Below are 24541 nucleotides of genomic sequence, written 5' to 3' on the forward strand. Positions count from 1 at the left end.
GGAGTATACGCGCCCGCGGGCGCGGGGAGCAAGCGCGGGAGGGCCGCCGGAGGCGCTATTCGCGGTACAGGGCCTTCACGCCACCCCAGGTGGTCTGCCGGGTGGGGACGACGCACCACGGCGGGCAGCTACCGTCGGGGTTCACGTAGAGGCGGCCACGCGTGGGCGCGGGAAATGAATCAAAATAGCAGTTCTGCACGAGAATGCCCCACTGGACGTAGTCCGGGTGCGCAACCACCTGGAGATAGCTGCACGGCGCCGATGTTCCGGACCCGGCATACGTCACGGTGGCGAGCACGGCACTGCCCACGAAGCAAGTCGTATACGCGAAGCTGATTCCGCCTTGCGTGTCTCCGAGGACAAGGAAAGGTGGCGTAATGACTTCGGTGACATACGTCCCGGCAAATCCATCGCTTGCCGCGAGCCGAAAATCGACTCCGACTATTCCATACATGTCTTCGTGGAGCACATACACGTTGAACGTGCGCGGCGCGTCGTCGAGCAAGGTGCACGATGCCCCCGACGCATCCGCGTAGACGGTGACGTAGCCGTACGATTGCGCGGCGGCGGGGTCGCTTGCGATGGCGGCCAGGAGAACTGAGAACGCGAACGCGCAGGCGTAGAGGACGGGGATCGGTTGCGGCCGGGGGTGGAGACGCATCGGTGAACCTCCTCCGGGATTTCGGGACGCTGATACTGTACCACAGCCGCCACGGCCGCGTCACGCGCGCGGCCAGTACCTCCGCATCACCTGCTCGCCGAGGGTGTGTTCGGCGGCGAGGCGGTTGTGGGCCGCACAGAGAAGCCTAAGGTTCGACGTGTCGTGTGTGCCCCCGGCGGCCCACGGGCGCACATGATCAATTTGCAGGCCGTGCCGTGCCTGGCAACGCGTGCTGTCCGGTCCCACGTACGTGCATTGTCCTTCGTCTCGTGTGAAGACCTCATCACGAGTACTCGCCGGGATATGGCGTGATGTGTCACTGCGTTCATGTCTGCCGTCGGCGCCGACGGTCGGAGATTTGCCACTTGCGGCAGCGGCACGTTTCTTCTCGCGGCGGCGTTGACGCGCGGCTGGACTGTGGCGCTCGATGAACTCGTTGAGCAAGACCGCCAGCGCCTTGGCGAAGCCGGCATCAGGATGGCTGTGTGAGAGCAACATCTTCGCCTCTTCATATTGCTGCATGAGTTCCTCGCTCGCGAGGAACTGCACAAACATCTTCTGCTCAGACACCACCCAGCTCCCATTGGCGCGGCCGGACGGATGCGGCATGGCGCGATCGATTTCCCGGTCGAACAGCACCTGGTCAACGTTCGATGGCGTCACCAGCGCCCGCACGGGTTCGATACGCTCTTCCGGGATGGCCAGCGGCGCCCCGTACTCAGCCACGACGCGCCTTACCTGCCGGTAGGTCCGTCCGCGCACCCGCGCGACCACGGCGCCGTGGTTGTCTTCCGTGAGGACCGGCTCGATGAGGGCGATGGTCCCCAGGTCCAGCTCTCCGCTTTCCAGCAGGGGCAGCACCGACGAAAACTCCTTGATGCAGCGCGCGGCGCGGATGCGCCGGCAGGCCGACGGGCTCGAGTACTCCAGGCCGCGCGTGCAGTAGTCGTGCAGCGAGCTGAAGCCGAGTTCGAGGTAGAGCTTGCGGCGTGAGATCTCATTCAGGTGATGCAGCAGTTGAACGGTGGCGGCGCGTTCGTCGCGGGCGAGCCGCTCGGTGCATGCGGCGAGGTCGCGATCGCTCAGGGCACGTAGCCCGGCGGCGGGATCATGATTCGTAATGGTATGCACAGCAGAACCTCCATGTGGCTCGGGTCATCGTCGGGAGGAGACTTCTGTTGTGTGCAATATAACAGGGGTGTTCTTGACGCGCTCACGAAGCGCGAGAAACGAGAACACAGACCATGAATGCGAAAAACATTCAGCGCATGAAAGCCCGTGCGAGCAGGCAGGAGATTGCGCCCTGGAACATGTCGGCGGCGTGTGTGTTGCGGGCAGGAACGTGCACACGAAAAGCCGTCAAGAGACTTCTTCGTGTGAAATGATTTTCTAGCAGGGCAGGCGACACGGCGCAGCTGCATTCAACGCCGGCCAAGACCGCGCGCAAGCAACGTTCACGCCGCCGGCAGGCGTACCGAGAAGGTGGTGCCCTTGCCGGCGCGCGATTCCACCAGCTTGATGCTCCCGGCGTGGTACTCCTCCACGATGCGGCGCGTGAGCGCGAGACCCAGGCCCCAGCCGCGGCGCTTGGTGCTGAAACCGGGGCGGAAGATCTGGTCCTTGAGCGCGCCCGGGATGCCGCGCCCGGAATCCTGCACCAGCACTTCAACGTTGGATCCGTCGCGGCGCGCGTTGATGGCGATCGTCCCCCCCGCCTCACCCAGCGCGTCGACGGCATTCTTGATGAGGTTCTCGAACACCCACTCCAGCAGTTCCTCGTTGCCGAGCACGCGCAGGCCGGGCTCGCACGTGAGCGTGATGCCCGAGTTCGCGCGCAGGCTGGGCAGCCGCTTCTCGAAGTACGCCACCGTGCGCGCCAGCGGAGACTCGATGAGAATGTTGGCGCGCTCCGGCGCCGCCCCGATCTTGCTGAAGCGTTCCGTCACCTTGTTGAGGCGTCCCAGGTCCACTTCCATCTCGTCCACGTAGCCGCGGATGTCGTCGTAGCCCTTCTCGCTGGCGCGGTCGCGGATCACCTGCACCCATCCCAGCATGGCGGAGAGTGGCGTGCCCAGCTGGTGCGCGGTCTCCTTGGCGAGCCCCACCCAGATGGAACGCTGCTCGCTGAGCTTCAGGTAGCGCAGACCCTGGATGGCGACGGCCATGAACACCAGGAAGATGCCCAGCAGCACGAAGGGCATGTAGCGCAGCTCACGCTGCAGGGGCGAGGGACCGTAGTGCACCCAGCCGGTGGGCACGTCGCCCGCGCCCGCCACCTGGATGGGAATGGGCGCGTTCTGCTTGTCGTACTCGCGATACAGATCCACCAGCCTGCGCAACTTGGGCGTGGGCGGGTTGTCCACGTCCATGTTGGCCAGCATCTCGAAGTCCTCCTCGGTGCGCTCGTCCACCGGGACGCCGGACCACAGGATGGGCCGTCCCTCGAAGATGGTGATGATGATGGGCAGGTCGCTCTCCTGCAGCACCGCGCGCAGGTTGGCCAGGCTGCCGTCGTCGGCCACCTCGAAGATGACGTTCTCCAGGTAGCGCGAGAACAGCCGGCTGGTGGCCTCGGAGTTCTCGCGCATGCGCGCGATGAGGTGGTTGGAGTAGATGAGCATGGCCAGGAAGAGAACGGCCACGCCGATGAAGAGGTATCCCTTCAGCCAGAACCGAATGTTGCCGGCGGGCGCGGACGCCATGGCGTCAGCCGAGGTACTCCCTGCCCCGCATGTAGGGACGGAGCCGCGCCGGAATGCGCACGCGCCCCGTCGGTGTCTGATGCACTTCCAGCAGCGACGCCACCACGCGCGGGAGCGCGAGGCCGGAGCCGTTGAGGGTGTGCACGAACTTGTGTTTGTCGGTGTCCGCCTTCTTGATGCGGATTCCCGCGCGCCGCGCCTGGAAGTCCTCGAAGTTGCTGCACGACGACACCTCCAGCCACTTGCCCACCCCCGGCGACCACGTCTCCAGGTCGTAGCACCGAGCGGCCGCGAAGCCCAGGTCGCCCGCGCACAGCGAGAGCACGCGGTAGGGCAGCTCCAGCGCGTCCAGCACCGCGGTGGCGTCGGTGACCAGCGTCTCCAGCTCGTCGTACGAGGTGTCCGGGTGCACGAACTTCACCATCTCCACCTTGTCGAACTGGTGCACGCGCAACAGGCCGCGCGTGTCGGCGCCATGGCTGCCCGCCTCGCGGCGGAAGCACGGGCTGTACGCGGTGTAACGGATGGGAAGCCGGTCGCGCTCCACCACCGACTCGCGCAGCAGGTTGGTCACCGGCACTTCGGCGGTGGGAACCAGGAAGAGGTCGTCCGCGCCGCAGTGGTACATGTCTTCCTCGTACTTGGGCAGCTGGCCGGTGCCGGTCATGGAGGCGCGGTGCACCAGGTACGGCACCAGCAGTTCCTCGTAACCCTGCTCGGCGTGGATATCGAGCATCATATTGATGAGTGCGCGGCACAGGAGCGCGCCGTCGCCGCGAAACACAATGAAGCCGCGCCCGGAGATGATGCGCCCGCCCTCGAGATCCAGGATGCCGAGCTTCTCGCCGATGTCCCAGTGCGCGAGCACGTCGTCGAAGGGCTTCTCCGCCTTGCCCACCGTGCGCACCACCACGTTATCGGCGGCGTCGGCGCCGTCGGGCGTGCTCTCGTGTGGGATGTTGGGAATGGTGAGGAGGATGGCGTCGAGCGTCTCCTCGATCTCCTTGTTGCGCGCCTCCAGCTGCTTGATGCGCGCGGAGGTCTCCTTCATGGCGGCGTGCAGGGGTGCGATGTCCTCGCCCGCCTGCTTGCGGCGGCCGATGTCCTCGGAGGCGAGGTTGCGCTGGCGCTTGAGTTCCTCGGATTGCTGCAGGTTGGCGATGTGTTCCGCGTCGAGCACAACCAGTTGCTCCACGTCGACGCTCGCGTGGCGGCGGCGCATCCCCTCGCGGAGCCGCTCGGGGTGTTCACGGATGAGACGGCGGTCGATCACAGAATCACGAGAGGCGGAACTCCTCGATCACCTCGCGTCCGCCCGCGTCGAGGATCTCGGTGGCCAGTGTGCGGCCGAGGTCTTCCTCGTTGCCGAGCGAACCCTTGACCATGCACTGGATCTTCTCGCTTCCGTCGGGATAGGCCAGCATGCCCTCCAGCTCGAGCGCCTTGCCCTCGATGCTCCCCAGCACCGCGACCGGCGCGCTGGGCTCCACGCCCAGGTACTCGAGGAAGGCCCACTCCGCGCGCAGCATGCTGTGGGTGGAGGGATCGTTGATGGCGTGAACCGCGTCGCGGAAATGCTCCTCGGAGGAACGAACCAGAACCGCCAGCGCCCCCTGTCCCGCCGGCGGGATGCACACCTGGTTGGTGAGCAGCTCGGTCACGAACTCCTGCTTGTTGAGGCGCTCCAGGTCGGCCGCGGCGATGACCGCGCAATCGATGCGGGAGTCCCGCACCTTCTGCAGGATGGAATCCACGCTGCCCTGCGCGCGCACGATACGCAGGTCCGGCCGATAATAGTGAAGCTGTGCCTCGCGGCTCATGCAGCAAACGGCCAGGAGGGCGTTCTCGTGCAGTTCGTCCAGAATGCAACCGTTGTTGGAGATGAGCGCGTCGTAGGGCGTGATGCGCGTGGTCAGCGCGCCGATGGTGAGCCCCGAGGGCATGTGCGTGGGCAGCGCCGAGGCGTCGAGAACCAGAACATCGGACTCGCCGCACAGGAGCTGATTCATCAGCAGGGCGTGGCGTTCCGGCGAAGCGGGCAGCGCGGTGGATCTCTTGAGGGATTCGGATTCCTGCGAGGCGACGAATTCAACCGGGGTCTTGGCGCCGTGCAGCGCGAGCAGTCGTACGACTTCGTCGAGCTGCACGCGCGACAGGAGATCGACGTCGCTTGCGATCCGACACGTCGTTTTCGTCGTCACTCAGAAACCGTCCGTCCGGAAGAGTGTACCGCGGCGTTAATCCGACCAGCGTGGGCGGAACGATACCACAGCCCTCGCGGGACCGTCAACGGCGTTACGGACCGACGGAGGTTCTGCGCTCGGGGATGTTGGCGGTGAAGGAGGACTGAAACGGGATCGTCTTGGCGATGCCGTGGTGCGGCACCGTCTCCGCGGTCTCGCGCCCCTCCACCATCATGCGCAGGAAGGAGACAAACGCAACCGTTACGAAACCGAGGCCGACGACAACCGGAAGCACCCATCCCATGGCCGCGCCGACGGCGAGCAGGGAGAAGAACGCCTGCATGCCGTACAGCACCACCAGCGTCCGGCGGGGCGAGAGCCCTGCGTCGCGCAACACGTGGTGCATATGTAGTGTATCCGCGCCGAACAGGGGCGAGCGCAGTACGATGCGGCGTGCGATGGCCAGCATCGTATCCAGCAGAGGCACGCCCAGCGCCATACACACCGCCGCGAAGGTATTCACGCTGGGGGCACGCATGGTGATCAGGCACGCGCCCAGCGACAGCAGAAGTCCGAGCAGCATGCTGCCGGTATCACCCATGTAGATGCGGCCGGGAGGAAAATTGAACACCAGGAAGCCCAGGCACGCCCCGCACATGGCCAGCGAGAGCGCGAGCACCTCCGACATGCCGAGCATGGCCGCGATGACGGCGAACGCGGCGGCGGAGAGCATGGCCACACCCGCGGCGAGACCGTCGTGCCCGTCCACCAGGTTGACGGAACTGAGCATGCCCACCACGAAAACCAGCGAGACCATGGCGAGCGCTACGCCGGACGCGTCGAACACCCACATTCCGGTGAAGATCCGGAAACCAACCGCCACCACCGATGCGGAGGCGAGGAGTTGAAAGGCAAGTTTGCGGCGTGCGGGGAGACTGCGGGTGTCGTCCACCAGGCCGAGCACCACAATAAGCAGCACCGCGGGGATCGCCCGCAGGAGCAACGCGACCGTGACGGTCATCGACGATTCGCGCAGCAGGGAGAATGCCATCGCCGCGGCGACGCCGAGGAAGAGCGCGATGCCACCCAGATGGGGAATGGCGTTGCGGTTGATGGCGCGCCCGTTCGGCTTGTTACCGATCCGCCAGCGGACCGCGAGCGAACGAACGGCCGGCGTCGCAATGACGCTCACTGCAAGCGCGGTTGCAAACACCAACAGGTCAGCAAGGCCGAAGGTAATGCCGGACAACGATGAGCCTCCTGAAATGCGGGTCCCGCCCTGCGGGGCCTCCCCGGTCATGCGGCCATGACCGCCGTCAGGGTAGGGGCCTCCCCGAAAGCATGTCAAGCCGAGAGATTCTTCACTAGCCTTTTATTTTCAATAAGTTACCAAACAGGGGCCGGATCTCGCCGGGCCGTATCACCCGGAACGCCAGAACCAGCAACCCGTACAGCAGTACGTGCACGGCGGCCAGCACGACCGTCGCAACGCCCGAATCCGATCCAATGCGGCGAAATACCAGCCAGAGCGCGGCGGCAACCACCGTCCCTGCAAGAAGCGTGCGAATCGCCAGCCACACCGCCCGGGCGCTCATGCGGACGCCGAAAACCCCGAAAACCTCGCGCATCCCGAATACCAGCAGGAGCCCGTAGGAGATGATGGTGGCCAGAATGGCGCCCCGCGAGTGCATGGTGGGGATGAGGATCACGTTCAGGGCGAAGTTCAGCACCGCCGCGCCAGCCGTCAGCCAGGCGTAGGTGCGGATCTTTTCCGCCGCAAGCAACGCCGGCAACACCAGGGCGCCCAGGCTGCGGATGATGACCACCCACGCGAACATCGCCATCAGCCCCCCGGCGTATGCGTACTGGTCGGTGTACACCAGCGTCAGCAACGGAACCGCCATGGCCACGAACACCGAACCAAACAGCACACCCGCCACCAGTGACAGCCGCAGCGCGCGGCGGATGAGCGACGCGCACTCCGCCATTTCCCCGCGCGAAAAACGCGAGGCGAGCGCGGGGCGCAGCGTGGTTACCATCGCGAATGCCGGAAACAGCGACACCTCCATCACCGCGCGGGCAATGGAATACTGCCCCACCTCTTCCAGCGGATCAAAGTAGCCCAGCACGAGTTTGTCCATCTGCGAGTAGATCGTCACCGACGCGGTGCTGACGGCGAGCGGTATGCTCATGGCCAGCAGGCGGCGGCGGATGGCGGCGTGGTCCCCGGAATCCGGTGCCGCGTCGGGGAGAAAGCGGCGCAGCAGCAACGAGAAGGCGACGATACCCACCAGCCACGCGGCGATGTACCCCAGCAGGATCGCCACCACGCCCAGCCCCGCGGCCACCACGCCCGCGGTGGCAATGACGCGTATGGTCAGCATGGTGGCACGAACGCGCGACACGGTGGCGTGGCGGTTCAGCCCGATGAGGAACTGTTCCTGGAACTCGTAGATGCTCGCGCAGAAGACGATGCCGGCGGCGATCCGCACCGGCCACAGCAGCGCCTCGTTGTGGAACCAACCCGCTATACTGGGGGCGAGCAGGTAGGTGACGAGTGCCGTGGGCAGCGCCAGAGCCAGACGCAGGTTGGAACCGGTGGAGAGCAGCGTGCGCAGTGCGCCGGGCCGCGAGACGCCGTACTCGCTGGCCAGGCGCGATGCGCCCAGGTCCAGGCCCAGTTTGGCAACGATGAGCACCTGGGTGGCGAAGGCCATGGCCCAGGACACGGAACCCCACACGGCGGGGCCGGAGAAGCGCGCGATGATCCAGGAAGTGGCGAAGGCGGCGAAGACGGGCAGGAGCGACAAAGCGACGCTCCAGGCGAAGCTGTGCCCCACCGCGGTATTCTGAAATGACCAGTTGTTACGGCTGCTCATCAAAAAAACGGACGATCACCTGCGCGATTCGCGGGGCCGACTTTCCGTCCCACAGGTCCGGAATCCGCGCTTCCCTGACATCATGCCGAAGCACATCCCGTGCCTCGGCCACAATTCGCGCGGTGTCGGTCCCGACCAGACGATTGGTCCCGACCGTTACGGTCACGGGCCGTTCAGTATTTTCACGGATCGTCAGGCAGGGGATTCCGAGAGCAGTCGTTTCTTCCTGGATACCTCCAGAATCGGTGAGAACAAGAGAACTATACTTCATCAGCTTGAGGAAGTCCAGATACCCCACTGGTTCGATCAGGCGCACGGCGTCGCCTTTGATCTGGTAGCGCGCCCGTTCGATGGCCTGGCGGGTGCGCGGGTGCACCGGAAACACCAGCGGGCAATCCTGCCCGACCTCGCAAAGCGCGTCCAGCAGGCGGGTTAGCTGCACCATGTCGTCCACGTTGGACGGCCGGTGCAGTGTCACCAGACCGTAGCCGCCCGGCTCCAGGCCCAGGGTCTCCAGCACGGTGGATTTCTCCGCGACGTGCTCGGAGGCGCGCAGGCTGTCGATCATGACGTTGCCGGTGAAGTGAATCTTCCTTGCTTCGATGCCCTCGCGCAGGAGGTTGTCGCGCGCCTCGGGGGAGGTGATGAAGAGGAGGTCGCTGATGGCGTCGGTCAGCATGCGATTGATCTCCTCGGGCATTTCGCGGTCGAAGCTGCGAAGGCCCGCCTCCACATGCGCCACCGGCACGCCGCGCTTGGACGCCACCAGTGCACAGGCGATCGTGGAGTTGACGTCACCCACCACCAGCACCAGGTCCGCGTCGGCGGCGACCAGCGCCGGCTCGAAGGCAAGCATGACGCGCGCGGTCTGTTCCGCGTGGGTGCCGGAGCCAACGCCGAGGTGCGCGTCGGGCTTGGGCAGGCCGAGGTCGTCGAAGAAGACCTTCGACATGTTCTCGTCGTAGTGCTGCCCGGTGTGGACCAGGGTGAGCTTGAAGCGGCCGGTGGCGTCGAGCGCGCGCCACACCGGCGCCACCTTCATGAAGTTGGGCCGCGCGGCGGCAACCAGGAGGATGTTGGGCTTGCGGGTCACGAACGGGCCTTTCCCTTCGCGAGCCGTTCACCGTAGTGCTTCTGGTAGTACTCGCGAAAGGCGCCGCTCTTGACGCGCTCCCACCAGCCGCGGTTCTCCACGTACCAGCGCACCGTCTGCTGCATGGCGTCGGCGAAGTCGGTTTGCGGTTTCCAGCCCAGCGCGCGCACCTTGTCCGCGGCCAGCTTGTACATGCGGTCGTGCCCCTTGCGGTCCTCGATGAACACGATCTTCGACCCGGTGTCACCCACGTGCTTGATGATCAGCTCCGCGATGCGCAGGTTGGGCTGCGAGTTCCCCACCGCGATGTTGTACACCTCGCCGTCGTTGCCCTTCTCGGCCACCAGAGCGATGCCGCGGCAGTTGTCCTCCACGAACAGCCAGTCGCGCATGTGCATGCCGTCTCCGTACAGGGGAAGTTCCTTGCCCTCCATGGCGTTGGTGGTGAAGAGGGGAATGAACTTCTCCACGTGCTGGTAGGGCCCGAAGTTGTTGGAGCTGCGCGTGATCACCAGCGGCAGCTTGTACGTGTTGGCAAAAGCCAGGCACATGAGGTCGCCGCCGCACTTGCTGGCGCTGTACGGGTTGCCGGGCTTGAGCGGCGATTCCTCGGTGAAGCCCTCGCCTTCGCTGGAGCCGTACACCTCGTCGGTGGAGATCTGCACGTAGCGCTTCGCCTTGAATTCGCGCGCGAAGTTCAACAGGTTGTACGTGCCCTGGATGTCGGTCTCGATGAAGCTGGCCGCCTCCTCGATGGAACGGTCCACGTGCGTCTCCGCGGCGAAGTTAAACACCACCTCGGCGCCGGCCATGGCCTCGCGCACCACGGCGGGGTCGCAGATGTTGCCCTTCACGAAGCGCACCCGCCCCTTGTCCACCAGGTCGCCGATGTTCTCCATGTTGCCGGCGTAGGTGAGCGCATCGAGCACGGTGATGGCGCACGAAGGATGCTCCGCGGCCATCATGCGCACGAAGTTGGAACCAATGAAACCGGCGCCACCGGTGACGAGAATGGATTTGAACGCCATGGTGTTCTCCGCCGACGCGGGGCGTCAGCCGTCCTTGCGGTCCCAGTCGTAGGGGATGTCGTTGTCGTGCGGATGCACGCGGAACTCGTCCGGCTCCTTGTAGTTGTAGGGCTCGGTGGGGATGTTGACCAGGAACCCCGGCGTGGTGCCGATGCCCTTCATGCCGTGCAGCACCAGGGGCGGAATCACCAGCAGGATGGGGTTGCGCTCGCCCAGGAAGAACTCGTTCACCAGCCCGTGCGTGGACGACTTCTCGCGGCCGTCGTACAGCACCACCTTGAGCATGCCGTTGACGCACACGAAATGGTCGGTCTGCTTCTTGTGGTAGTGCCAGCCCTTGACCACGCCCGGGTAGGCAACGGTGAGATAGGCCTGCCCGAACTTCTGGAAGATCTCGTCATCGGAGCGCAGCATCTCCATCAGGAAACCACGCTCGTCGGGGATGACCTTGAGCTGCTTGATGCGGACACCGTCTATCAGTTTCACTTTCGTCCCCTTCCGAACGATTCGTACACGAAACCCTGTCCTTCAACGCGCTCGCGCGTGTAGACGTTCCGGCAGTCCACGAACACATTGCCGCGCATGGCGCCCTTGAGGCGCGGGAAGTCCAGCTCGCGGAACTGGTTCCACTCGGTTACCAGGACGAGCGCGTCGCAGCCGGTGGCGGTGTCGTAGGCATTCTTGCCGTACTCCACCGGCGCCTCCACCACTTTCTTGAAGTTCTCCATCGCCACCGGGTCGAACACGCGCACCCGCGCGCCGCGCGCGAGCAGGTCGTGGATCAGCCGTATGGCGGGCGCTTCGCGCAGATCGTCGGTGTTGGGCTTGAAGGCCAGGCCCAGCAGACCAATCGTCTTTCCCTCCACGTCGCCGGTGGCCCCCACCAGCTTCTCCATGGCGCGGCCGGTGAGCTCATGATTGATGGCGTGCGCGGCCGAGATGAGCGGCGCGGCGAATCCGTGCTGGTTGGCCACGTGGATCAGCGACGACACGTCCTTGGGCAGGCACGAGCCCCCGTAGCCGATGCCGGCGTGGAGAAACTTTCTGCCGATGCGGCCGTCGAGCCCCATGCCCTTGGCCACTTCATCGACGTTGGCGCCCACCAGTTCGCAGATGCGCGCCATCTCGTTGATGAATGATATCTTGGTGGCCAGAAACGAGTTGGAGGCGTACTTGATCATCTCCGCGCTCTCCAGGGTGGTGGAGACGATGGGCGTCTCCAGCAGGTAGAGCGGCCGGTACACCTGCTTCATCAACTCGCGCGCGCGGTCGCTCTCGACACCCACCACCACGCGGTCGGGCCGACGGAAGTCGTCCACCGCGGAACCCTCGCGCAGGAACTCCGGGTTGGAAACGATGTCGTACTCGGCGCCCTTGGGCTTGTTCTCCTCGATCACCGCCGCGATCCTGCGCGCGGTACCGGCGGGCGAGGTGCTCTTCTGCACCACCACCGTGTAGCCCGAGAGGTGCTTCGCCACGTCGCGCGCCGCGTCGAACACGAATTTCAGGTCGGTACCGCCGTCTTCCTGCGCGGGCGTGCCCACGGCGATGAACACCACCTCGGCGTCGCGCACCGCGGCGGCGAGGTCGGTGGTGAAGAACAGGCGCTCGCCCGCGACGTTGTTCGAGACCACATCCTTGAGCCCCGGTTCGTAAATGGGTATCTCACCGCGTCCCAGTGCGGCGATGCGCCCGGCGTCGATGTCCACACAGGTCACGTGATGCCCGAAGTCCGCCAGGCACGCGCCGCTCACCAGACCCACGTAGCCGGTTCCGATCATGCAGATTTTGGTCATGCGTCTTCCTTATCCCAGTAGTCCAGCAGCGACGCGAGCGTCTCTGCGATGGGCAGTCTTGCGCTCCACCCGGTGTGGCTGTGTATCTTGCCCGGGTCGCCGCGCAGGTCCGGCATGTCCACCGGGCGCAGACGCGACGCGTCCACGCGCATGGTGACGTCCACGTTGGCGATGTCGCACATCTGGCGCAGCATGTCGCCGATTCGGTACGAGCGGCCGCTGCACACGTTGTAGGTCTCGCCGCTGCGGCCCTTCTTCAACAGCACGACGTACGCGTCGCACACGTCGCGCACGTCCAGAAAATCCCGCTTCACGTCCAGGTTTCCCACCTCGATGGTCTCGCTGCGCGTTCCACGCCGGATGGCCGCCACCTGGCGGGCGAAACTGGACAGCACGAACGCGTCGCGCTGGCCGGGCCCGGTATGATTGAAACTGCGCGTCATCACCGCGTCCACCGAATAGAGCCGGGCGAACATCGCCCCGGTCTGGTTCTGGATGGCCTTGGCGAGCGCGTAGGGGCTCTGCGGGTTCACCGGCGTCGTCTCCACCAGCGGGAGTTGCGACGGGTGCACCGTGCCATACTCGTCCGCGGAACCGACGAGCAGGATTCGCGCGGGCGACCTGCGCCGCCGCAGCAGGTTCATGATGTTAAGCGCCGGGCGCGTGTTGTCGGACAGGGTTTGCGCGGGATCGTCAAACGATACGCGCACGCTCGCCTGCCCGGCGAGGTGGGCGATACACGCGGGATCGGATCGTCCCAGCACGTCCTCCACGAAGGCCTCGTCGCACAGGTCACCAACCAGACACTGCGCGCCATCGAAGTCCCCCGCCGCGGCCAACCGGTCCGCCCCCCACACGTCGTAGCCGGCCGCGGCCAGCCGCGCGACCAGCGCGCGACCGACGAATCCGTTACAGCCTGTGACGAGGGCTTTCTCCATTATCGCGAGCGCCAGTATTCCAGCGTGTCGCGCAGCGTCTGTTCAAATGGTATTTCCGGCTTCCAACCCGTGTCCGCCCGGAACTTCGAGCAGTCACCCAGCAGCAACATCACGTCGGACGGGCGCATGCGGCTCTTGTCCAGCTTGACTTCGATTCTTGCGTCGGTCAGCGCGAGCAGCGCGTCCAGGGTTTCCTGGATGGACCAGCACTTCTCCTGGCAGATGTTGTACACCTCGCCCGGCTTGCCCTTCTCTAGCGCGAGCCAGTACGCCCTGACCATGTCGCGCACGTCGGTGAAGTCGCGCTTGGCCTCCAGGTTGCCAACCTCCACCACCGGCTTGCGCAGGCCACGCTCGATGTCGACGATCTGCTTGGCGAAGTCGCTCATCACGAACACCGACGCGCGCCGCGGCCCCTCGTGGTTGAAGCCACGGGTGCGCACCACGTCCATGCCGTAGCTCATGAAATACTGGTAACCTAGGAGATCCTGCGCCACCTTGCTCACACCATAGGGCGAGAGCGGGCGCAACGGGTTGGTTTCCTTGATGGGCACCTCGTCCTCGTGCACCAGGCCGTATTCCTCGCTGGAACACGCCAGCTGGATACGGCACTTGAGTCCGATCTTGCGAACCGCCTCGAAGATGTTGAGCTGACCGATGATGTTGGTGGTGAGGCTTTCGCTGGGTGCCTTCCACGACGTGGGTACGAAGCTCTGTGCGGCGAGGTGGAAGATGTAGTCCGGCGCGACGTCTTCGATGACGTCGCGCGTGGAGGTGGCGTCGCGCAGGTCGCACTCGTGCAGCGTGATCTTGCCGCCGAGGTGCTCGATGTTTTCGGTGCGGCTGCGCCAGCGAATGATGCCGTGGACGTCCACGCCGCCGCGGGCCAGGCAGAAGTCGGCCAGGTGGCTTCCTGCGAAGCCGGTGATGCCGGTGATCAATACGCGCAAGTCGGGGTCCTTTCGAGAGATCGGCCGCAGCCGTGACCCTCAAGGGTACGGCAAGCGGGGGCCCGGGTCAAAGGGTTTGAGGGGTGGAGCCCTGCGCCGCGTGGTACAATATGGGGCAATGCTCCCCCGACGGCAGAGACGTTTCCCACCGGCCGTGGTGGCGCTCGCATGCCTGTTCGCCGCCTCAGCGGTGAATTCCCAACCCACCGACGGAACCCCCCGAATCGCGCGTGGTCCGTCATTCGACGCCCGCCTTCACGTATTCCACAGCGCATCCGCGGGCACGACCATGCTCGGGGCGTGGACGTTCGAGTCCGGTCCGTCGTGCACCGCCCAGGGCTGGGTGTCCGTCGACCTGACGGGTGGCTTTGGTGACTTCGCCACCCTTGGTCCCGGCCTCGCTATCCTGCAGCAGGACCCATGCGCCAAGGACCTTCTGTGCGCGTGGAGTTTCACCGCGGGGTCGGCGGACAACTTTGCGTGTGGCGGGTTTCCAGTGCAGCCGGCAATTCCGCTCGGAAACCCGGCGACGGGGTACATCTGGAACGAGATCCAGTCGCCTGTGGTCGCACTGGCCGGTACCGGCTCACACATCGGCCTGGAGTTCGCGGTGTACCGGGAGATGGATCTCGACGGGCTCGTCTTCTACACGTGGCGAGTGCGTTCCTTCACCGGTTCGATTCCCGGCCCGTGGCGGGGCAGCACACAACTCTTCTACGCGCCCATCGCTACCAACGACGGCGGAAGCGACTGGTTCATCCAGCGCGAGTCCATCGGCGCGTTCGTCGATCCCGGCGCGGACAGCGTGCAGATTGCGCTGGGCGTAGTCGACATGGCGGGGGCTTGGGGTGGTGTGCTGGGGAGTGGTCTGTGCCACAGCCACACACCGCTCTTCGACGGGGTGAAGCTGTACCGCGTCGATACCAACGGACCGCTTTGGTTCGTCGATCCCGCGGATCTCTTCCAGGACGCGTTCGCCGAAGACGGCACGCTCACCGGCACGGTGCGCGTCGACATGGCGCGCGACATCAACCCGCGCGACGTCGCTACCATCCGCACGGGCGATTCGCTTGTCGTTAGCGTGAACGAACCAACGGTCGGACTGGACAATCATGTGCACGGAGACCCGTCCAGCGGGCCGGCGGTGTATCTTCACGTACGCGATGTATCCGCCACCAAGAGCGGCGCGGTCATATCCGGCGATGTGGCGCGCTGGCCCCTGGTGTCCACCGGCGGCGGCTGGACGGTGCTGCGCTTCGACAGTGTGCGCACGACGAGCGGCACCAACGCCGGTGGCTTCTGCGTGGACCTCGACGACGCGCTTTACGTCCCCGGCGAACAGATCGACTTCTACTTCTCCGCGCGCGACGCACTGGGGCGCACCACGTACTGGTCGGAGTTCAGCGAGAGCGACCCCATCTCCTATCCGATGGAGATGACGTGTCTGCCCGTTTACGGACTGTTACAACGCAGCATTCTCTACGTCGACGATGCCGACGGCTTTGGTGCGCAGAGCTACTTCGAGACTGCGTTTCAGGCAACCGGCATTGCTGACGAGGTGGACCGTTACGACGTGCGCGCCCCCGACGAACTGGTGGGCAACGGCCCGGGTTCGCGCGTTCGCAACATCGCAACACAACTCACGGGCCCGTACGACTCCATCATCTGGAGTTCAGGCAATCTCGGCCACGGGCTGATCGGCGACGGCAGCGGCGCTCCGGAGAAGTCGCCCGACGCGCAGATGCTGGTGGAATACCTGGCGCACAAGGTGCCGTGGGGATTCGTTTATCTGAACGGCGACAACCTTCCGCTCGAACTCGACCGCCTGCAATCGACGGCCATACAGGAACTGCGGCAGTACATCGGCTATCGTCTGGTCACGGGCAATCACCGGCCGCAGATGGGCATCTCTCCGTTGGCCAAGTCGGATGCGGGCAGTTCCTTCACAACCGACAGCAGCTTCATCATCTACGGCGGCTGTCCGTTGGTAAACCAGTTCGACGTGATGGAGCCCGCCGGAACTGCGCGCAGCGAGATCACCTACGGAGCCCCAACCGGAAGCAACAGCGCCGTCGTCAGTCAGTTCACGCAGGACAGTTGGGTAGTGCTGGCGGGATTCGGGCTGGAATTCATGCGCGACGACGACAACAACGGGCACATGGACCGCGCCGACTTCCTGCACGATATGCTCGTTTCGCGCGAGTGGCAGTTGTGCGGAAGCAGCTCAGTTACGTTCTCCGTCATCGAAGCCGGCATCCACATGAAATGGTCCATGGCCGGCTGCCCGGACCAGCTGGGCCTGCGCGTGCAGCGCCGCTACCTTCCCACCGGTCAATTTGAGACGATCTTCGAGTCCGGCATTCCTCCCTACAACTCCGCCTACACCGATGACGAACCCGTCAATGGTGATCTCGTCCACTATCGCGTGGTGGAAGTCTTGACCCAGGCGCGCGAGTCGCTGGTGGACAGCGTCACCGTGTTCCTTACCGCCAACGTCTCCGGGATGGTCGCCCATGCGGAGGAGGCGTCCATCGACGTCTCCTGGGCCCTCGACGATCTTTCCAACCTCAGCGGACTGACGCTGCAACGCCGCCCCGGCGGTACTGGCGTCTTTGCACCGGCGAGTGTCGACTCGGTAATGTCTCCAGGAACGACGAGTTTTCGTGATATCGACGTGGAGCCGGGCCGCGCGTACGACTACCGGTTGCTGCTCTTATACGGAGCCCGGTCCGGCGTGGGGCCGGTGGTGAGCGCCCGCGCACCCACGACACCCGCGCTCTCGCAGAACGCGCCCAACCCGTTCAACCCTACCACGACCATTCGCTTTCTCGCGCCTGCGGCGGGACATGTATCCATCGTCATCTACGACGCCAGCGGTGCGCACGTGCGAACGCTTGCTGACGAATCCGTCGACGCCGGCGTCACCGCACTGGAGTGGGACGGACGCAATGACCGCGGCGCTCCTTGCACCTCGGGCGTATATTTCTACCGGATGGCCGGCTTTGGAACCACCATCACCAGGAAAATGGTCCTCGTGAAATGACGCGCGTGCGGAACCGCCGTTTTGCACGACGGCCCGCACGCCACGCCTGAATCCTCTTATTTGAGCAGGACCATCTTGCGCGTCTGCGAGAAACCCGGCGCCGTCAGGCGGTAGAAGTAGATACCACTGGAAACCAGCGCACCGGAGTCGTTGCGGCCATCCCAGACCCTGGTGTGACCACCCGCCGCGAACTCTTCGTTCGCCAGCGTGCGCACCCGCTCGCCCGCCACGTTGTAAATGGCGAGCGTCACCACACCGCGGCTCTTGAGCGAGAACGCAATGGTGGTCTGCGGGTTGAACGGGTTGGGGTAGTTCTGCGCGAGGCTGTTTACCGCCGCCGAACCCACCCGCGTCGGCTGGTTCGTGCCCGTGCCCAGCCATGCCAGCGAGCTGGCCAGGAACTGGGCCCGGTCGGAGACGCCGTTGACGTCGTCGTCACGCGTCGCATCGAACCCGAAGCCGGCCAGCAACACGTTCACCAGCGAACTGCCGTTGTTGGTGGTCTTGCCGATCACCGCGCCGTTGGTCGTGGCCGGGGTCCCATACGCCATCTCCATGGTGGTCGCGCCCGAGGGCGTGAGCACGTCGAAGTCGCGCCGCACCGGACACGCACCGGCCAGCACGAAGCTGTCGTCGTAACAACCGCCATTGACCGGTTGCAGTGCGGGCGACAGACCGAAGGTCTGCGAGTGATCGGCGCTCGTGAGCGAGAACGGAATGTAGCTGCTGCGGAACGTCACCGCGCTGGTGCTGCCGGCGGTCAACCGCTGGGGCACGTCGTCCCCCATCAGCAGAACACCGCCGGGGTTCGACAGGTTGTTGAGGAACGTGTTGAGCAGCCCGTAGTCGTCGGTCTTCTGCGGGTTGCCGCTTCCGTCCCCGAGCGTGGTGACGAGCGGGCCGCAATCCCACAGAATCGAGCGATACACGCCCAGGATCTGCGTGTAGGGATCCGTCACGCGGCCGGCGGGCCGGTTGCCCACCGATGACGACGGCCCGCGCACGTCGTAGCGGTCCACCTTCTCCAGCAGCCCCAGGGACGCAAGCGCAATGTCCCAGTAGGGCTGCGATCCGCGGCCATCCATGCCATCCACGTAGAGGATATCTCCGCCACGGTTGTAGCCGCCCGCCGGCAGGCAGGTGAACTCCGAGGGGTCGGCCGCCGCGGCTTCGCGGTCGTTGCCATGGCGCGCCAGACTGGAACCGAAGGCGTACGACTCCTCGCTGTTCACGTTCCTCGCCGCGTAGAAGAAGCAGATGGTGTCACCCGGCGTGAACAGGTCGTCCTTCATATCGAAGCAGTAGCGGTCCAGCGGTATGTAGTAGCCACCGCCGGTGCCCGCGGTGTCGGCGCGGATGCACGTCCACTCAATGCCGGACGCGTCGGTCCAGGTTCCCACCACCGGGTAGCGCACGCTGCCGTTGCGCGTCTCGGGTGCCTCGAGGCCAATGCCGCTCTTGCCCGGCTGGCCCTGCGGCCACACCGACACGTAGAGGTACACGGCCGCGCTCCCGAACATCGCGTCCACGGCCAGGTCGGCCTCGGGGTCGGCCACCAGCACCACCGCCGAGTCTCCGGGAATGATGTTGGAGACATACGATGGCAGGAGGTCGCGGGCCATGTCCGCGCGCACCGTACCGGTGAGCGTCCCGTCTCCCGCAAAGCTGTCCTGGAACTGGTCGATGTCGCGGATGTCCCAGCGCGGTCCCGTCAGGTCCACGCGCAACAGGCGCGGGTTGTCGAACAGTGGTCCGTTGCTATGACACGCGCCGCTGCCAATATACCCGCACCAGAAGCTGCACATGTCCACCACACCAAACGCGAGCTGAAGGTGCGTGGCACCGGGCTCCACCAGGGTTCCCACCGGGAACTGCTGGCGTTCCCAGTCGCGCTGGGCGCCGTAGTAGAGGAAGTTGAAGTCCTGCCACTGGCCCGGGCAGTTGCCCACCCGGCTGCGGATGTGCCACACGAAGAACACCAGGTTGTCGAGCGGCAGGTCTCGCATCACGTCGAACTCAAAGAGGTACTCGTTGCCGCTTCCCAGGTTCTCGATCCACGGGGACCACAACTCGTTGTTGAGGTACTGCCCGGCCGCGTTGCCGAAGGGCACCACCGGCTGCGCGGGGTACCCGCCGCAGGCGTAGCTGTACGTCGACCCGGAGTAGAACGCCCACAGACAGCTGACGTTGCTGGAGCAGTTGCCGAGCTGCAGCGTGGATACACCGGGTATCACCGCGGCGTACGTGCCGTAGCCATCCGGCGTCCCCGCCACCCAGTCCGCCACCTCGGTGGCGCCCAGCGGCGCACTCTCGAAGTCCTCCAGCGGCACCACCACGCCGTTGGCGTCGGTGATGAGCAGGTCGTCGGTGACGTACGCGCCGTCCGTGTTCCACATCCCGTCCTCGTCGGACCACGCACCATCCGAAGATGCATGAATGCGAACGCGGAACTGCCCCTGATGATCCGCGGCGGGAATGGTGAGCGAGACCAGCGAGTCCACGCCGGCCCAGGTGAAGCCGCTGCAGGTGCCGCCGTAGTAGCCGCAACCCGAGGAACCCGCCGGGAAGGCGTTCCAGTCGTCGTCGCAGTGGTCGATTTCGATGGTGACGAAGTCATACGACGGTTCGACATCCCAGGTGAGCCAGTAGTCGAATACCACGTCGCCGGTGGGATAGAGACAGTTCCTCACCGTGAGCGTCTGGCTCATGTTGTTGCCGTATCCCGGCAGGGCTGCATAGCCGCACACGCCAGGGTCGTCGGGACGGAGCCCGCACCACATGGAGCGGCTGCCCCGGATGGCGTGCAGGCGGCCGAAGGCGCCGTTGCCCAGCCCGGCGAAGTCGTCCACGTGGGTCATGATGCTGCTCGAGCTGGTGACGTCCACCTTGACCCAGCCCTGACTGGTGCACAGACCCGAGCCGTTGAAGTTCCACGAGCCGAGCACGAGCGTGTCCGCGGAGGCGCCGGAGAGGCGCCGGCTGTTAGAGTCGGCGTTGTCGGACGCGGGACGCGTCCATTCGGTGAACTGGGGCGTCTGTTTGAGGCCACGCGCGGGTTCGCGCGCGGCGGAAACGAACGGCCATGAAGTGAGGGTGCCCGCCATGAGCACCACAGCCATGAACGCGCAAGAACGGGGAGTCATTACAACTCCTCCTCTCCGGTCGGCGACTCTGTTGGTTGGTCGGCTGGCTGGCCTGCTGAAGTGCCGGCGCCCTTGCCCAGATAAGCGGCGGCGTACAAGAGAAGATTAACACCCGGGCCGGCGGGCTGTCGACCCCATTTTGCCGGGGGATCAGGCCACGGGCACCGCGCGCACCTCGGCGTCCACCCCGTCCTCCCCCTCGCTGCGGGCGATGATGGCCGCCCCGCAGGAGTCGCTGAATACATTCACCGAGGTGCGGAACATGTCCAGCGGACGGTCGATGGCCAGCATGGCGCCCACGATGGCGTTGACTTCGGGGCCGCGCAGCCCCACCGACTCGAGCACCAGGAAGATGATCACCAGTCCCGCCGAGGGCACCGCCGCGGCGCCGATCGAGGCGAGCAGGGCGGTCAGCACCACCACCATCTGTTGCTGGATGCCCAGGTCGAAGCCCAGCACCTGGGAGATGAACAACACACCGGCGCACTCATAGAGCGCGGTGCCGTCCATGTTGACGGTAGCCCCCATGGGCAGAACGAAGGAGGAGATGCGGTTGGACACGCCCACCTTCTCCTCCACGGTGCGCAGCGTCACCGGCAGGGTGGCGCCGGACGACGCGGTGGAAAACGCCACCGCCAGCGGCTCCAGCATGTTGCGGAAGTGCACGCGCGGGTTGATGCGCCCCAGCAGGATCAGCAACAGGGGCAGGATCACAAACATGTGGACCAGCAGTCCCAGCGCGATGGTCAGCATGTACAGGCCCAGCGCCTTGAACGAGGCGAATCCCGTCGTTCCCACCATGCGCGTGATCAGCCCGAACACACCCAGCGGCGCCAGGGCGATGATCCAGCCGGTGAGTTTCATCATGGCCTGGAAGCCCGCGTCGAAGAAGCCGGCGATGGCGCGGCGCGGCGACTCGGGCAGCGCGGCGATGGCGGCGCCGAAGAGGATGCAGAAGAATATCACCGAGAGCATGTCGGGCTTGGCCAGTGCGGCGACCACATTCTCGGGAATGATCTGGTTGACCACGTCGAGCACCGAACTCGGCGTTTCCAGCGGAGGGAGTTCGCTGGCGGCCACGTCGACCAGGTTGGCACCCTTGCCGGGGCGGATCAGGTTGACGAGCACGAGCCCGGTGAGGATGGCCAGCAGGCTGGAGAGGATGTAATAGCCGAAGGTCTTTCCGAACAGGCGCCCCAGGCGCCCGCTCTCCGCCACGGACGATACCCCGGATATGATGGAAAAGATGATCAACGGGACGATGATCATCTTGAGCAGCCGGATGAACAGCGTACCCAGCCAGCCCACGGCGGGGACGACGGTTTCGCCGCCGATGGCACCAGTGGCGGCACCCAACGCCATCGCGATGAAGATCTGCCAGTGAAGCTGGCGGTACCAGGGGCCGACTCTGCGCATGGTGGGGCCGAGGGTACGCGAGCGCGCGAGCGCGCGCAACGCCTACTTGCGTCGCGCGGTCCCCCGCGCCGTCGCAGCATCCAACACATCGCCAAGTATGGCCCCGATCGACTCCAGGCTCGCGCGCTCGATGCAGCGTCGCCTCGCCTCGTCACCGCGGCGTCGTGCTTCACCCGGGTCCGCAAACACCGCCGCAATCGCCTCTGCGATCTCGCGCGGCGACGAAGGCGCCACCAGCCACGCGGCGCCGTCCAGCATCGCAGGAATGTCGCCCACGCGGGTGGCAACGATGGGCTTCGCCATGGCCATGGCGTCGGTGAGCTTCATGGGGAACTGCGCGCGCGCCGGCGCGGTATCGCGCTGCGGCGCCACCACCACGTGTGCCGCTGCGATCACGCGCGGCATTTCATTGGCGCCGAACTGGCCGAGACGAATGACGCGATGCGGATGTCGCGCGGCCATTTCGTGCGCGAGCCTGTCTCCAGCTTCGCGCCCGCCCACTATCACGAGACGCGCGTCCTTCCGGTCCAGCAGGTCGAGCGCCGCTGCCACGTCCTCCACGCCTTTGTGCTCGCGCGCGGTTCCGGGAAACATGATCACACGAAAACCGTCGAGCCCGAGCGAGCGGCGCGCTGCGTCGGGATCGTATCGAGACGGATCGAAGAGTGCCGTGTCCTTTCCGCTGGGCACGCGCACCGCATCGTAGCGGTCGGCAAGAAAGCGCGTGTTGGCCGTGATAGCGCTGGCGCGCGGCAGCAGCGACTCCATCCAGCGGCTGTAGCGCGGATGATCCGGGTTGCGCGCGCGGCGCCAGCGGCGATACGCGCGGCGCGTCCACGGGCCAGGGCGGGCGGGTCGCGGAAACGCCGTTTCCCAGTCGTCTGTATCCACGATGAGCGGCCGCCCGCGGCGGATCAGGAGCGCCACGCCCAGGCTCGAGGCGCGCACCTTGACCGCGTAGAGAACATCGCCGGTGGCGAGTTCCCGGGCGTCGAGCACGCGCTCGACAAACGATCGTTCGGGAAAGGAGCGAATGACGATGCCGCCGGGCGGGTCGGGATAGACGTGATCGCCCGCGGGCAGCGCGCCCACGATCTCCGCGCGCACACCGATGGTGCCAAGGGCACCGGCCAGCACGTAGGCGCGGGTCATGCCGCCGCGCGAGAGCCCCGGCACCAGCAGCGAAACGCGCATCGTCATTTGCCGGCGCCCGCGAACACCATCGCCGCGAACGAGCGGCCCTCGACATCGGAGAGCGTCACGCCCAGGCGATCCGCGATGGTGGGACCGAAGTCCATCACCGACACCGGTTCCCGCAACGGGCCCCGAATCACGCGCGCGCCGGTGGCAGCAAAGAACCCGGTGGGCGCGTGGTCCCCGGTGCGGCACTTGGTGTACTCGCCGGTCACTTCACCCGTTTTCGCGGAGTGCACGCGGGTGATGGGCGCACGGCGGTTCCACTCCACCATGAGATCCGGCAGATGGTTGAGCATGGGCCCGCGGTAGAGGTCGCGGGTACGCAGCACGCGAAGCACAGCCGGCTCACCGGTGTCCACGTTGATCAGCGCGCGAAGGTCCGCCTCCAGCATCGCGCACTCGCGTTCGAACGCGGCACCCGGCTGCACGCGGCCGGCCGGTTCGCGTCCCGCCAGGTTGATGCGGATGGCACCGTACGCGTCGTTGTTGGGGACCGCGAAGAAACGGCGCGACGCCAGGTCGTTGATGCCCAGCCGCTGCCGCGCCGGTCCCTTGAGCGGCGAAAGCAGCACGCGCAGCCCCTTCGGCGTGCGGCTCCAGATTCGTCTGGCTCGCGACACGGTCCTCGCCGAAGGCGGGGTTGCGTCCGGACGTTCGATGCGCCGCAGGATGGCGTCCAGCATGAACGACGCGTCGTAGTGGGAGCGCATGCCGTGGCTGCCGAGCACGATCACGTCGGTTCCCGGCCCGGCGGCTTCGATCAACTCGCCGATGGCCGCGTCGATGGCCACGTAGACGTCGCGCACCGGGTCGCCGATGCGCCCGGCCAGCGCCGCGTCGTGGCGCACGTGCGCGGTGTCGTGCAGGTGCCAGCACTGGTGTCCCACGCAGTGGCTCTCGCTGAACACGGCGATGAACGCATCCCAGTCTTCCCGCGCCATGATGTCCCGCAGCATGCGCTTACGGCGATCGATGCGCGCGACCAACTGCGCGCGCAGTTTCTCATAGTCACCCGCGCCACCGTGCACGTTGCAGTTCCCCACCTCGTCGCGACCATGGCGCGAAACCAGATCCGCGGCGAGAGAGGCGGGCCAGGTCAGCGGCCCCTGGAAGTCGGGGTCGTGCGTCCCCCAGTCGACTACATGCACGCCGTTCAGACCTTCCACGACGTGCGTCTTGGGGACATCGATCACCGCCACACGCCTTCCCGCGGCACCGATGGCGTCCCAGAACGCCGGTGCACGCGTGTCGGTGGGATGGACGCGGACCTTTTCGTAGGAGCCGGGGCGGAGTTGTTCGTAGCAGTAGCGTGCGTGGCGGTCGGGACCCACCGACGTCCAGAAGGAGGGCCACACCGCGCCCACGTAGAGCCCGGGCGGATTGTGGGTGGTCCCCCAGGCACCCTCGCGCAACAGGCGGCGGAACGTGGGCAGCGTGCCGTCTTCCGCCCAGGCGAGGACGGTGTCCTTGTCCAGCGCATCGGCGCCGAGGAAGAGAATGCGGGTGGCCATG

18 protein-coding genes are annotated in these 24541 nt (G+C 65.8%); 1 reads left to right on the forward strand and 17 read right to left on the reverse strand.

Annotated elements, in window-relative coordinates:
- Positions 1-55 precede the first annotated feature (55 nt).
- The 13 genes from OEX18_06695 to OEX18_06755 all read right to left on the reverse strand — a co-directional run bounded on the left by OEX18_06695 (position 56) and on the right by OEX18_06755 (position 14230).
- Positions 56-661 carry a hypothetical protein gene (locus tag OEX18_06695; protein MDH4336953.1) on the reverse strand — a complete coding sequence of 202 codons (606 nt, stop codon included), beginning with the start codon at positions 659-661 and terminating at the stop codon, positions 56-58.
- Between the two features lie 60 nt (positions 662-721).
- A complete protein-coding gene (locus OEX18_06700) occupies positions 722-1792 on the reverse strand; it encodes an HNH endonuclease (protein ID MDH4336954.1) in 1071 nt (356 codons plus the stop codon).
- 323 nt (positions 1793-2115) lie between these two features.
- Positions 2116-3363 carry a HAMP domain-containing histidine kinase gene (locus tag OEX18_06705; GenBank protein ID MDH4336955.1) on the reverse strand — a complete coding sequence of 416 codons (1248 nt, stop codon included), beginning with the start codon at positions 3361-3363 and terminating at the stop codon, positions 2116-2118.
- Between the two features lie 4 nt (positions 3364-3367).
- Entirely contained in the window at positions 3368-4636 is a 1269-nt protein-coding gene (gene serS, locus OEX18_06710; GenBank protein MDH4336956.1) for a serine--tRNA ligase, read from the reverse strand.
- Between the two features lie 4 nt (positions 4637-4640).
- Positions 4641-5564 carry a hypothetical protein gene (locus tag OEX18_06715; protein MDH4336957.1) on the reverse strand — a complete coding sequence of 308 codons (924 nt, stop codon included), beginning with the start codon at positions 5562-5564 and terminating at the stop codon, positions 4641-4643.
- A gap of 94 nt (positions 5565-5658) precedes the next feature.
- A complete protein-coding gene (locus OEX18_06720) occupies positions 5659-6795 on the reverse strand; it encodes an undecaprenyl/decaprenyl-phosphate alpha-N-acetylglucosaminyl 1-phosphate transferase (GenBank protein ID MDH4336958.1) in 1137 nt (378 codons plus the stop codon).
- A 115-nt stretch (positions 6796-6910) separates the two neighbouring features.
- The gene (locus OEX18_06725; GenBank protein MDH4336959.1) at positions 6911-8425 is read right to left on the reverse strand and encodes a flippase; all 1515 of its coding nucleotides are present in this window, start codon (positions 8423-8425) and stop codon (positions 6911-6913) included.
- On the reverse strand, positions 8412-9518 hold the full coding sequence (gene wecB / locus OEX18_06730) for a UDP-N-acetylglucosamine 2-epimerase (non-hydrolyzing) (GenBank protein MDH4336960.1): 1107 nt from the start codon (positions 9516-9518) through the stop codon (positions 8412-8414). The genes OEX18_06725 and wecB overlap by 14 nt, the downstream gene beginning before the upstream one ends.
- Positions 9515-10546, reverse strand: a complete 1032-nt coding sequence (gene rfbB / locus OEX18_06735; protein ID MDH4336961.1) for a dTDP-glucose 4,6-dehydratase — start codon at positions 10544-10546, stop codon at positions 9515-9517. The genes wecB and rfbB overlap by 4 nt, the downstream gene beginning before the upstream one ends.
- Before the next feature lie 24 nt (positions 10547-10570).
- Positions 10571-11026 (reverse strand): dTDP-4-dehydrorhamnose 3,5-epimerase family protein, encoded by a 456-nt coding sequence (locus OEX18_06740; GenBank protein ID MDH4336962.1) that lies wholly within the window; start codon positions 11024-11026, stop codon positions 10571-10573.
- Positions 11027-11028: 2 nt separating this feature from the next.
- Positions 11029-12342, reverse strand: coding sequence for a UDP-glucose/GDP-mannose dehydrogenase family protein (locus tag OEX18_06745; protein ID MDH4336963.1), 1314 nt, complete (start codon positions 12340-12342; stop codon positions 11029-11031).
- Positions 12339-13280 carry a GDP-mannose 4,6-dehydratase gene (locus OEX18_06750; GenBank protein MDH4336964.1) on the reverse strand — a complete coding sequence of 314 codons (942 nt, stop codon included), beginning with the start codon at positions 13278-13280 and terminating at the stop codon, positions 12339-12341. The genes OEX18_06745 and OEX18_06750 overlap by 4 nt, the downstream gene beginning before the upstream one ends.
- Complete coding sequence (locus tag OEX18_06755) at positions 13280-14230, reverse strand: GDP-mannose 4,6-dehydratase (GenBank protein ID MDH4336965.1); 951 nt, start codon at positions 14228-14230, stop codon at positions 13280-13282. Before OEX18_06755 ends, OEX18_06750 begins: the two co-directional genes overlap by 1 nt.
- Before the next feature lie 289 nt (positions 14231-14519).
- On the opposite strand from OEX18_06755, the gene OEX18_06760 reads away from it, so the two are divergent.
- A complete protein-coding gene (locus OEX18_06760; GenBank protein MDH4336966.1) occupies positions 14520-17273 on the forward strand; it encodes a T9SS type A sorting domain-containing protein in 2754 nt (917 codons plus the stop codon).
- Between the two features lie 56 nt (positions 17274-17329).
- On the opposite strand, the gene OEX18_06765 is transcribed toward OEX18_06760, so the two are convergent.
- The 4 genes from OEX18_06765 to OEX18_06780 form a co-directional block, all read right to left on the reverse strand.
- Positions 17330-20416, reverse strand: coding sequence for a T9SS type A sorting domain-containing protein (locus tag OEX18_06765; protein MDH4336967.1), 3087 nt, complete (start codon positions 20414-20416; stop codon positions 17330-17332).
- Positions 20417-20566: 150 nt separating this feature from the next.
- Positions 20567-21871, reverse strand: coding sequence for a dicarboxylate/amino acid:cation symporter (locus tag OEX18_06770; GenBank protein MDH4336968.1), 1305 nt, complete (start codon positions 21869-21871; stop codon positions 20567-20569).
- 3 nt (positions 21872-21874) lie between these two features.
- The gene (locus OEX18_06775) at positions 21875-23032 is read right to left on the reverse strand and encodes a glycosyltransferase family 4 protein (protein MDH4336969.1); all 1158 of its coding nucleotides are present in this window, start codon (positions 23030-23032) and stop codon (positions 21875-21877) included.
- Positions 23029-24540 carry an alkaline phosphatase family protein gene (locus OEX18_06780; protein ID MDH4336970.1) on the reverse strand — a complete coding sequence of 504 codons (1512 nt, stop codon included), beginning with the start codon at positions 24538-24540 and terminating at the stop codon, positions 23029-23031. The genes OEX18_06775 and OEX18_06780 overlap by 4 nt, the downstream gene beginning before the upstream one ends.
- Position 24541: the final 1 nt, after the last annotated feature.

The organism is Candidatus Krumholzibacteriia bacterium, from assembly GCA_029865265.1.
Taxonomy (GTDB): domain Bacteria; phylum Krumholzibacteriota; class Krumholzibacteriia; order WVZY01; family JAKEHA01; genus JAKEHA01.